Below are 10,965 nucleotides of genomic sequence, written 5' to 3'. Positions count from 1 at the left end.
GCACTGCGGATTTCGGCCCTTCATCTGTCCTGATTCAGGGCCGAAATACGCCCGCTCCGGAGAAAATCCGAAGCCTCTGCTTGGAGCGGCAAATCCTATTTTGGACAATAGTGACCATAGACATTACTGCATGAAAAGATTCGAGAAAAAAAGGCATCTCCTCTTTTCGATATTCACGGGCGCCGGCCTTGTCCTCGGACTCGCCGTTTTACCCCTGCTTTTCTATGGGTGGTCCATTTCAAGGGACATCGATAAGCGTTTCTCCGACAGGCGGTGGAGTATCCCTTCCCGGGTCTATTCCGATTCCACACTCCTCTTCCCAGGCCAGAAGGTCCTCTCCTCCTCCCTTTTCAAGAAGCTGAAAGACTTAGGTTACCGGGAAGTGGAACACCGCCCTAACCGGAAGGGAGAAATGAGGAAAAGGGGGAAGAAGTCCATCGAAATCTTCCTCCGGGATCTCCGGCTCCCCTCCCGCAAAAGGGATGGATTTCCCGTCGTCATCCGGATGGGGGGAGGAGAAATCCACGCAATCGTCGATGCCCGCAACGGGAAGAGCATTCCCCTCCTGGAACTGGAGCCCGAAGAACTCATGCTCTTCTTCGGGCCCGAGAGGGAGCAGCGACGGCTGATCTCCATCAGCCAGGTGCCCGACCATGTCCTCAAGGCCTTCCTTGCCGCCGAGGACAGGCGCTTCTACCGTCACCACGGCCTGGATCTCAGGGGGATCATCAGGGCCCTTTATACCGACCTGCGGAAGGGAAAGATAGCCCAGGGGGGCTCCACAATCACCCAGCAACTGGCCAAGAACTATTTCCTGACACCGGAAAGGACCCTGAGGCGAAAACTGAAGGAGATGCTCATGGCCCTGGTCATCGAGTTGATGTACGACAAGGACGAAATCCTGGAGATCTACCTCAATGAGATCTACTTCGGTCAAAAGGGTTCGGTCGCGGTCAACGGGCTGGGAGAGGCAGCCCTTTTCTACTTCGGAAAGCCTGTGGAGGAACTGAGTCTGGAAGAGGGAGCGGCTATCGCAGGACTCGTAAGGGCCCCGAATCTCTATTCCCCTTATATCAGCAGGAAACGCTGTAAGGCCCGCAGGGATACGGTCCTGAAGCAGATGTTCACTCAAGGTTGGATTTCACGGGAAGAATATCAAAGGGCCGTGACTTCCCCCGTACTGCCCGCCGGGTTCAATACTTACGGAAAAAAGGCCCCCTACTTCATGGATTATCTCTCCCGGCAGCTCAAGGCCCTCTACCCACCAAAGGTCCTCTCCAGCCTGGGACTTTCAATTTACACCACCCTGGACACCCAGGTCCAGAGGGCTGCGGAGAAGGCCCTTTCCCGGGGCCTGGCAAGGATCGAGAAGCGACACCCCGGCCTCTCCCGCAGGGCCCCTGGGAAACGGCTGCAGGGGGCGATCATCGTCATGCAGCCCAAGACCGGCTACATCCTTGCCCTGGTGGGGGGGCGGAATTACGGTGTCAACCAATTCAACCGCGCGACCCAGGCGAAACGACAACCCGGAAGCGCCTTCAAACCCTTTGTCTTTCTATGCGGGCTGGATCGTTTCTCCCCCGCCACCCGGCTTTCCAACCTTCCCGCTACCTACCAGGTGAAGGGGAGGTCCTGGAATCCCCGAAACTTCTCCCCGGTGCCGGAAAAACGGCTCAGCCTGAGGGAAGCCCTTGCCCGTTCGGTGAATCTGGCGACCGTGGACTTGGCCATGAAGGTAGGACTGGGTAACGTTGCCAGGACCGCCCGTCTTTTCGGATTCTCCACTCCCATGAAACCTTATCCTTCACTGGCCCTGGGGGCCCTTGAAGTCATTCCCATAGAACTCGCAAGGGCCTACTGTCCCTTTGCTGCAGACGGACTGCTTCCCTTTCCCCTGTCCCTGAAAGAGGTCGTGGACGAGAAGAGCAACGTTCTGGAACGCCGCCACATGACCATTCAGAGGGTGACCTCCCCGGCCAAGGCCTACATTATGAGCTCTTTGCTCCGCAGCGTAGTAACAAGCGGAACGGCGCGTTCCCTGAGAAAATTCGGGGTCACTCTGCCCGTGGCCGGAAAGACCGGCACAACCAACGATTACCGGGACGCCTGGTTCGTAGGCTACACCCCGGATATCCTGGCCCTTGTCTGGGTGGGCTTTGACGACGGCACCTCCATCCGGGAAACCGGGGCTTCCGCTGCACTACCCATATGGGCCGACCTGATCAAGCAGATTCCCCAGCACCTCTCGGGGGGCTGGTTTCAGAAACCGCCCGGTGTGGTGGAGGCCGCCGTCTGCCCTGAGAGCGGAAAACTGGCCGTGCCCGGTCGGTGTCCCCATCCGATAAAGGAAGTCTTCCTGGAGGGGCTGGTTCCCGGTGAAAACTGCCCCATCCACCGGTCCCGAAACCCCTTAAAGAAAATCATCGAGAAACTCCATGACTTATTTGAAAATTCCTAGGTTGGTCTCTGGTCTCTTGGCATGTGTGCTCTTCCTTGCCGCGGGTTGTGCCCCCGTAATACGTGAATCCCCTGCAGCCCGGGCACCGGAACCACCTTCCAAGGTGGCACCCGCCTCCCCTCCCGGCGTCCCTGAACCCGGGAGAAGACTCGGCCCCCGGACCCTTGCCTCTTTAAGGCTCACGGAAGAGGCCCGCCTGCTCCTGGAGGCCGAAAGACCCGATGATGCAATCCGGATCCTTGAAAGGGCCGTGGCTCTTGATCCCCGTAACGGCCGCAACTATTACTACCTGGCCGAGGCCTGGATCATGAAGGGAAACAGGGGCCAGGCATTGGAATTCAACCGTCTTGCAGAGATTTACCTCCAACAGGATCCTGGATGGATCCGAAAGGTGAGGCGACAAAAGGAACGCATCAGAAGATAAGGGCTGTAGGCTGTATCCCGAATTTGGAGACACCTGTTCCTGCGTCAAGGACAAGGTCCCCTGGGGCACGATTAGGTGAAGAGGCAGATCCTGCAATCCTTGGCATACTTGATGAAATCCTCCGCCGTCCAGACAATGGCCCCTTCAATTAGCTTGCTTTCATCGATCTCCATCATGTCCACACTCATTTTGCATGCGATCAACTCGACGCCCTCCAGTTGGGCTATCTCCTGGAGCTCGGCCAGGCTGGGGATGTTGGCCTTGTCAATCTTCTTTTTCATCATTCCCGTAGCGATCGTGGACATGCCGGGAATGGCACCCATCACCCCGGGAGGAATGAACTTGGCCCTTTCCGCTCCCCCTTTCAGGAGCATATTCAACCCCATGAAGGAATAGAAAACCTTGGCCTCCATCCCCTGACGGGCCGCGTTGATGGCAAGGACCAGCGACGGATAAGCGCCGTCCAGTGTGTCCTTTACACAAATGAAAGCGGCCTTGTCCTTTTTCTCTTCCATGAATTGTTCCTCCCTGATTTGATATCATTGTTCGAATTTCGCCCGAAGGTGGGTCGCTTGATAAGAGACAATCGGTCGGTCAAGGTTTCAATAAATCATTGTAATGAGAGTCAAGGATGGAACCCATGGGGTGAAACACCTATTTTTTCGATTAAAAGACCTGAATCGATCCATGGACCGACTGTGAGGAAAGGGTCATTCGACGTGGGGGTGAAGGCTCAGGAGTTCTTTCAGGCGCCTGGCATTCATTATGGCATGTCCCCCGTAATCGTTGTCGAAGTACACAAAGGTGGTCCGGTTCCAGGCCCTGATCTTCTCTGCCCAGAGGGACAATTCTTCCTCCGTATAGGATGACTTATAGAGGGTCTTTGACCCGTGGAGCCGGATGTAAACAAAGTCGGCCGTAACGGTCTCGGTGTATGGATAGCGGCCCGCCGTGTCGGAGATGCAAAAGGCGATGTTGGACTCCTCGAGGGCGCGGAAAAAATCGTCCCGGAGCCAGGAGGGATGCCGTACTTCCAGCGTATGGAGACAGGCCGGATCCAAGTGATCTAGAAAATTTTTCAGGAGTCCTTCATCGTAGGCAAGGCTCGGGGGTAACTGGAAGAGGATGGGACCGCGCTTGTTCTGGAGCCCTTCGCTCGCCTCGTAGAAACGCTGAAGGGGTTCTTCAGGATCATCGAGTCTTCGCACATGGGTCAGGTACCTGCTGGCCTTTAGGGACCACAAAAAAGAATCCGGGGTACGCCTGTGCCAATTGAGAAAGGTTGTATGGGCCGGCAGACGGTAGAATGTGGCATTGAGTTCGACCGTGTCGAAATGGCCGGAGTAATACTCCAACCATCTCGACTTGGGGTGATCCTCTGGGTAGAAGAGACCTTTCCAATGATCGTAATTCCATCCCGAAGTCCCGATCCGTATCTCCGGTCTCAATGACGCCTCCCTTTCAAGCACACTCGAGGGATGGCCCCTTCTCTCCCCGGCCTAACATTCCGGAATCAGTCCTTTTCAGCCCACCCTCGCGTGTTTTCGGACCCACTCGGGGATGTATCGGGGATTATAATAGTGTCCCAAGGTATAGAAACAGGTGGACGAACAATTTGGAAGGCACTTCGCCTTGAGGGCCTTCAATTCTTCGGGATCGAACCTGGGCCTCCAGATATGGCCCCAATCATGATCATAGGTGATCATGTCGAAACAGGGGGCAAGGCTCCCATCAGGCCGGATGAGAAATCCGCTCTGGCCGGCCCGACAGTCCCATGCCGGAATAGTCCCTCTCATCCTCTTTTTCAGTGTCTCCAGATGGGCGACCGGATTGACCATGGGCCAGCGATCCCTTTGTTGTTTTTCTATGAGCCAGTCCAATAACTCGTCCACCTGATCATATTGCTCCGGAAGGATATAGAGGCTGTCCTCCTTGTGTTTATAATGATCTGTCCGCACGAAATCGTGAGGCGCCTCATTCAGGTGATAATCCGTGCCGATGCGGTACTCATGGGCGATCTCCGTGAGTCTCCTGGCATCCTCGATATTGTTTCGGCAAATGTTGATATTGAGAAAGACAAGATACCCGTATTTTTCCTGTTGTTTCACCAGATAACGAAACTGTGGCTCAATCTTCGAAAAGGCCTTGGGAAGTCCGGGCTTCGGCTCCACACAATCCACCGCAAGGTTGAGGGCGGCCAGGCCGGCCTCTCCCATCTCGTCGATGAATCTTTCATCCATGAGCTGCCCGTTTGTCGGCAGATAGACGAAGAAACCGTTTTCAGAACCATAACGGATCACATCGAGAATAAATTTTTTCCTGATCAGGGGTTCACCACCCATAATCGAGAGCACACGACATCCTATGGCCTTAAGCCAATCGATTGAGGATTTGGCCGTCTCCCAGCTCATACCGGGTCTGGCGTTGTCGTTCTGGAAGCAGTAATGGCAATCCACGTTGCATTTCCAGTCCGTGAAGAGATAACAAAGGACAGGATGAAATTTATCGGGGTGCAGTTCGGAAAGAATATAGGGTACCACCCATCGACGAAGCGCCCTGATTCCGTTTAAGGCTTTGTACCGGAATTGTCCCATCATGATGTTATCCTCCTTTCAGGAAGCATGACGTTTGAAATTCCTTCCTGCAAATCCCGGAGAAAAAACACGAAGGTTCCCCCGGCCAAAGGTACCTGCCGGTTTCAACCTGGATTTACGGGCTGCCCTGAATCGGAACAGATGATTTAACTAGTGTCCATCCATAAATGGCCTTTTTCCCCAATCTTCCGCCTTCGCTATGGCTACGGCGTGACAAGCCCGCCAGACAGCGGCGGCCAGGCTGCGTCAGGCGAAGATTTTAATCCTCGAAATACTTCAATGCATGGATGCCTGTCCCGCTTGGCATTCTAAAGCGGGATGGTTAAAATCTTCGCCTTCCTTGACCTTGAACAAAATTGCCTGCTTTATGGATGGACACTAACTAATTCCGTTTTATCATTCAAAATAAACCGTAACCCATTGATGTCAAGGAAAAATTAATACTTACCGTTTCGGCGACTGCGGCAGGAAGCCCGTGCGGGTGGAGATCAGGACATCAAATCTCCGGGGCTGTTCCGCCTCGTGGATTCTCTCGCACCGGTATCCACGGTTTCTACCTTGCCCCCCACCTTTTCGGCATTATCTTGTACTTAAAGTCAAAAACATAAAGATGAAGTTCTCTCTGGGACGGTAAATTTCCACATCACCGTCGGTCGGGATTTAATTCAGTTTCAAAGGATGGAATCCGTGCTACCCCGGACAGGCCCGATAATTCGGGGCGTATAGATGGAGAGGAGAAAAAAATCCCTGATAAAAACTCGATTATGGACACGAGGCCGAAAATAGGGCTGGCCCTTGGAGGAGGAGGGGCAAGAGGCTTTGCCCATGTAGGTGTATTGAAGGTTCTTGAGAGGGAGGGCATCCCCGTCGACCTGATCGTGGGGACCAGCATGGGCGCCCTGGTTGGGGCTGCTTATGCACTTAAACCGGATGCAGCCGCTCTCGAGGCCAGAATTTCCGAATTTTTCGCAGATGAAGCCCCCCAAAACAGGGGCCTGAGGCGATTGGAGAAGATTCATCCCTTCAACCTGGCAAAAACCAACTTCATGCATCGTCTCGTCCGGATTGCGGAAAAACATCTTTTCCTGAGCCTCGCTATGCTTAAAAAGGCCCTGGTATCGGAAGAGGAGGTGCGGGAGACCCTCCGGGTTTTTCTCCCGGACGTTGATACTGACCAGACCACTATTCCTTATGCGGCAGTGGCAGCGGACCTTGTGTCCGGCCGGGGAGTGGTATTGAGAGAAGGGTCCCTCATTGAAGTCGTGCTGGCCAGTTGCGCCGTGCCGGGATTCATGGCCCCGGTCCGAAGAGAAGAGATGATCCTTGCAGACGGCGCCGTTGTGGAAAGGATACCCACAAATCCCGCCACATTCCTGGGTGCTGAAATCGTCATCGGGGTTGATGCCGGATTCTCCTTATGCAGGGTTCCACCGATTGAGGACGGTATTGATGCTATCAACCGGGCTATGGAAATCATGAGTTTTTACTTGAACAGACGGAGCAGGGAAAAGGCCGACATCCTTATCGAGCCTTCGGTGAAGCAGTTCGAATGGACTGACTTCTTCTGCTACGAGGATATCATCCGCGAAGGAGAAAGGGCTGCTGAATCCAAGATAGAAGAGATAAAAGCCCTGCTGAGGCATGGATTTCGAAGGAAAATGATTCGGAAATTTTTCAAAGGCATTCCCTGGGCAAAGAAAATCACGAGCCCCGCGGGTGATCTTTTCGAGGGCTCCCCGGATTGGGTCATCCTTGAAAAGGCACCCCCCGGCACGCAGGAAACTTCTCCTTCCGAGGGTACGCTGCCAGGCTGACACGGTGAGATAGGGCCATTCTCTCTTATATGACGGTGGGGCGGGTATAGGGTTGAGCCTCGGCCCCGCATAAGGCAAGAACAGGCCCCACACAGGACATTACCCTTACAGGCATCAAAACGGCTCATCACCTGGTCATCCCAACACCTTGTCCACGACACGGCGGACATCGGGGAGGCATCATCGTCCCTTGGGGTTACGAAGTGTACAGTCACAGTTCCCGGAGCGCTTCTCCTTCATGATCCTCTCCATGATCATCGACTTTCCGTTTGATGCAATATCCTTTTCGATATCCCGGCGGGTGTACCCGAAACAGTAACAAATCGTATCCTCTTCTTTTTTCATTTGCCTTTCTTGCCCTTTCCATTTCCTCGTCCAGAGGAAAAAAACGACTCAGGATCACCGCTCCGAAACAAAACCGTATCCCTGTTTTCTTGACCTTCCTTATTCCCTGCTTTATATTCACAAACAACAATATAACACCCCTGGAGTAAATCATTGCAAAATTTTCTAAAGGCCATGAAGGCCCTTTCTGACCCCAACCGGGTGAAAATCATAAAGATGCTCCAGCGAAGGACCCTTTGTGTCTGCGAAATCCAGGCGGCCCTCGAGGTTTCCCAGCCAACCGTTTCCAAGCATCTAAAGATCTTGGAAGATGCGGGATTCGTATCTTCGGAAAAGGACGGCCTCTGGGTCAATTATCGTCTCGCGGACGGGAACGAGAGCCCGTACGTGGCGACATTGCTCGGGAACCTCCGGCATTGGCTCGAAGATGACCCGGGAGTTGCGAGTATCTTGGCGAAACTACCCGGGATCCGCCGTGAGGAGGTCTGCAGGCGTTAGCCTTGGAAATGGGGTCTTCCCCGAAAGGGGAAAAACGGGCCGGCCGACCCCCAGATTCCTTTGACGAGCATTAAGGATAATCACAGGCTGTTTGACAGAGGGAGGTGTAGAGAACATGCCCCTCAAGATAAAGGACTGGATAAGATTTTCCCTGCCATGGGCCCTCCTCGTCCTTCTTTCCGGTTGGGGCCCCGCTTGCCCTGGGGCCCTGGCTGAAAACGGCCCTGAGTTGGTCCTGCAGGAGCCCCTCCCCGACTCCAATGAAGTCTGGGAAGGAGAAATCATCCAGCGATCCTTCAAAATCCTGAACAAGGGGGACAAGCCCCTTGAAATCAAAAAGATCCTCCACACTTGTGGCTGCACCACGGTTGGATCCTTCAACAGGATCATTCCCCCCGGTGGAGAAGAAACCATCACCGTTTCAGTCAATACCAAGGGATTCAAGGGCCCCGTCACCGAGAAGGCCCGCCTTTACACCAACGACCCGGGCAGGCCCGAGGTGGTCCTTACCGTGAAGGCATTTGTCAAGCCGGTCATTACACTCTCGCGCCGATATGTCAATTTTTATGGCAAGGAAGGCGAAAAGCTTGAAAGAGAGGTGGAAATCGTCGCCGAGAGGGAAAAACCCCTCAAGCTGACCCCCCTGGATTTCAACCTGAAAGGCAGGCTCACTTACGAAATACTTGAAATCAAGAAAGGGAAAAAATTCAGGGTCCGCCTGGAGAGTATCCCCGGGAAAGCGGGCAATTACAGGGGATTCCTGAAATTTCGGACAAACTATGCAGAAAGGCCCGAAATAACAATCTGGATCTGGGGGCGTATTTCAAGTTAGTGCCCATCCATAAAGCAGGCAATTTTGTTCAAGGTCAAGGAAGGCGAAGATTTTAACCGCCCAGCTTGGGATGCCAAGCGGCAAAGGCGGAAGATTGAGGAAAAGGGCCATTTTTGGATGGGCACAAGTTAACGGCTGCCATTGCTGCCTGAAATGACCTTGAGGGGTAATAAATCCATGTTTCTTTCATGCTGGAACCGTTCCTTTTTCCCCTCTCTCTGGCAGGGAGCCCTCATCCTTTGCTTTGCCACGGGGATGGGGCTTCTCGCCAACCACTTCCACCCGGAAGGGTTGAACCCCTTGGAACCGATTCCACCCGGGGGAGCCGGTGATATCCGGGTGGTCTCCCTTCAAGAGGCCCGCCGCCTCTTCCAATCCGGCAAAGCCTTTTTCCTGGATGCCCGCTCACCCGAGGACTTCCGAAAAGGGCATCTGGCCGGGGCCCGAAGTCTTCCGCTCCAAGAATTCGATCGATACTTTTCTTCCGTACTGGCCGACGTTCCACAGGATGCCGTCATTGTGACTTACTGCGATGGAACACGTTGTCCTCTAGCCAGAAAACTGGCCGAGGCATTACTGGAGTTCGGATTTCAAGATGTCCGTATCCTTGAAAACGGATGGGGCGTTTGGGTTGAAAACAACCTGCCTATTGAGAGGGGTAATGACGGGGCCCCTTCCAACGGAGCCGGCGCAGGTTAGTCCTCCAAAATCCCGCCGGCGTTGATCCTGGCCCCCTGCCGCGATGAAGAGGACAGCCCTCTGGAATTTCAATTGAAAAATTGTTATCAGGAAAGGTTACCGTCCGCCCCATTTTCTCGAATCGTAAAAGCTCCGGCTTCCGGGCAAGTAACGCTACTCGATATGATTTCATTCTCCCGCCAGGAAAAGAGCCGAGAGGTACCCGACCACCCGGCGAAAATCCCCGGTCACCTGGCCAGAGTGGCCGTGGCATAGGATTTCGGACCGCACGGCCCCTAGTTCCCCGGCCGCCATCATAACGGCCACCACAGGCCCCCCGCCGCAGGCCTCGCACTCCCCGGATCCCAGGGCCCGGGCCAAGGCTTTGGGATCAAATGCCTTTACATGCCGGATGAAAACCCCGTCCAGGACCTCGGCCTCCTTAGCCGGGTGAAAATGGGAAAGGTCGGAACTGACCAGGAGCAAAGTACCTTCACCAGACCCCAGGACTTTGACAAGGCTTCCTGCCAACTCCATGCAGGTCTCTAAATCCTGCTCCCCCATAAGCACCGGAACAATCTGGAACTCCCCAAGGACCCGCTGCAGGAAAGGCAACTGGATCTCCAGGGAATGTTCGGCGGCATGGGCCCGCGGAACCCAACGGATAATCGGGGAGGTCCCGGCAAGTCTCCTCCCCAACTCTACATCCACGGGGACCACGCCCAAAGGGGTCTGATATCCTCCCTGGAGATTCACGGAGACTCCTCGGAAAGGATACCTGTGGCTCGGTCCGATCAGAACAACACGCCTGAACCCGGCACCTACAAGGGCCCTGTAAGCAAAGGCAGCTATACGGCCGGAATACCGGTAGCCTGCATGGGGGACCAAAACACCTTTGATTTCCTTCCCAGGGCTGGGAGTCGGCGATACTCCTGATAAAAAGGAATTCACCGTCTCCAAAAGAGTCTCCCTGTCGCCGGGATACCAGGTTCCTGCCAGAACAGAAGGGCGGATATCCCCGGGATCCTCGCCCCAGGCCTTATCCGTGAAAAAAATTCCCGGAAAGACGAAAAGGAGGATCAGAGGGATGAGGGGAAGGGTTTTATCTGTTCTTTTCATGACATTCTTTCCTCTGATATCCAAACGTTTACGGTGAATCCCGCCTGCTGCGGCCATTTCTGCAAATATCACGCAACTTTTCAATTCAAATGAACTCTATTAAAATACAAGCTTCTTTAATAACCACGTCCCTGCCATCACTTTGTCCGGGACATCCCCGGAAAAATCCCTATAATGGGCAATGGGTTGCTTTCTGTTTGTTT

11 protein-coding genes are annotated in these 10,965 nt (G+C 54.2%); 6 read left to right on the top strand and 5 right to left on the bottom strand.

Annotated elements, in window-relative coordinates:
* Window positions 1–130 precede the first annotated feature (130 nt).
* Both JRF57_14140 and JRF57_14135 read left to right on the top strand, forming a co-directional pair.
* Window positions 131–2,458, top strand: coding sequence for a PBP1A family penicillin-binding protein (locus JRF57_14140; protein MBW2304839.1), 2,328 nt, complete (start codon window positions 131–133; stop codon window positions 2,456–2,458).
* Window positions 2,436–2,882: a tetratricopeptide repeat protein gene (locus JRF57_14135; GenBank protein ID MBW2304838.1), complete on the top strand. Its 447-nt coding sequence runs from the start codon at window positions 2,436–2,438 to the stop codon at window positions 2,880–2,882. Before JRF57_14140 ends, JRF57_14135 begins: the two co-directional genes overlap by 23 nt.
* A 71-nt stretch (window positions 2,883–2,953) precedes the next feature.
* Here JRF57_14135 and JRF57_14130 read toward each other — a convergent pair whose 3' ends face one another.
* The 3 genes from JRF57_14130 to JRF57_14120 form a co-directional block, all read right to left on the bottom strand.
* The gene (locus JRF57_14130; GenBank protein MBW2304837.1) at window positions 2,954–3,397 is read right to left on the bottom strand and encodes a DsrE/DsrF/DrsH-like family protein; all 444 of its coding nucleotides are present in this window, start codon (window positions 3,395–3,397) and stop codon (window positions 2,954–2,956) included.
* A gap of 195 nt (window positions 3,398–3,592) precedes the next feature.
* Window positions 3,593–4,330 (bottom strand): DUF72 domain-containing protein, encoded by a 738-nt coding sequence (locus tag JRF57_14125; protein ID MBW2304836.1) that lies wholly within the window; start codon window positions 4,328–4,330, stop codon window positions 3,593–3,595.
* A 75-nt stretch (window positions 4,331–4,405) separates the two neighbouring features.
* The gene (locus JRF57_14120; protein MBW2304835.1) at window positions 4,406–5,479 is read right to left on the bottom strand and encodes a radical SAM protein; all 1,074 of its coding nucleotides are present in this window, start codon (window positions 5,477–5,479) and stop codon (window positions 4,406–4,408) included.
* A 761-nt stretch (window positions 5,480–6,240) separates the two neighbouring features.
* Between JRF57_14120 and JRF57_14115 the strand changes: the two genes are divergently transcribed.
* The gene (locus tag JRF57_14115) at window positions 6,241–7,290 is read left to right on the top strand and encodes a patatin-like phospholipase family protein (protein ID MBW2304834.1); all 1,050 of its coding nucleotides are present in this window, start codon (window positions 6,241–6,243) and stop codon (window positions 7,288–7,290) included.
* Between the two features lie 180 nt (window positions 7,291–7,470).
* Here the strand turns inward: JRF57_14115 and JRF57_14110 are convergent, their stop codons facing one another.
* On the bottom strand, window positions 7,471–7,635 hold the full coding sequence (locus JRF57_14110) for a hypothetical protein (protein MBW2304833.1): 165 nt from the start codon (window positions 7,633–7,635) through the stop codon (window positions 7,471–7,473).
* A 153-nt stretch (window positions 7,636–7,788) separates the two neighbouring features.
* Here JRF57_14110 and JRF57_14105 point away from each other — a divergent pair, with 153 nt between their 5' ends.
* From JRF57_14105 to JRF57_14095, 3 genes are all read left to right on the top strand, one after another.
* A complete protein-coding gene (locus JRF57_14105; protein MBW2304832.1) occupies window positions 7,789–8,133 on the top strand; it encodes a winged helix-turn-helix transcriptional regulator in 345 nt (114 codons plus the stop codon).
* Between the two features lie 115 nt (window positions 8,134–8,248).
* A complete protein-coding gene (locus tag JRF57_14100; GenBank protein MBW2304831.1) occupies window positions 8,249–8,965 on the top strand; it encodes a DUF1573 domain-containing protein in 717 nt (238 codons plus the stop codon).
* A 177-nt stretch (window positions 8,966–9,142) separates the two neighbouring features.
* On the top strand, window positions 9,143–9,664 hold the full coding sequence (locus JRF57_14095) for a rhodanese-like domain-containing protein (protein ID MBW2304830.1): 522 nt from the start codon (window positions 9,143–9,145) through the stop codon (window positions 9,662–9,664).
* A 168-nt stretch (window positions 9,665–9,832) separates the two neighbouring features.
* On the opposite strand, the gene amrB is transcribed toward JRF57_14095, so the two are convergent.
* The gene (amrB, locus tag JRF57_14090; protein ID MBW2304829.1) at window positions 9,833–10,762 is read right to left on the bottom strand and encodes an AmmeMemoRadiSam system protein B; all 930 of its coding nucleotides are present in this window, start codon (window positions 10,760–10,762) and stop codon (window positions 9,833–9,835) included.
* Window positions 10,763–10,965: the final 203 nt, after the last annotated feature.

This window comes from Deltaproteobacteria bacterium (assembly GCA_019310525.1).
Classification (GTDB): domain Bacteria; phylum Desulfobacterota; class DSM-4660; order Desulfatiglandales; family HGW-15; genus JAFDEE01.
The sequence above is the reverse complement of the archived record's forward strand: the minus strand, read 5'-3'. Positions and strand labels throughout refer to the sequence as shown.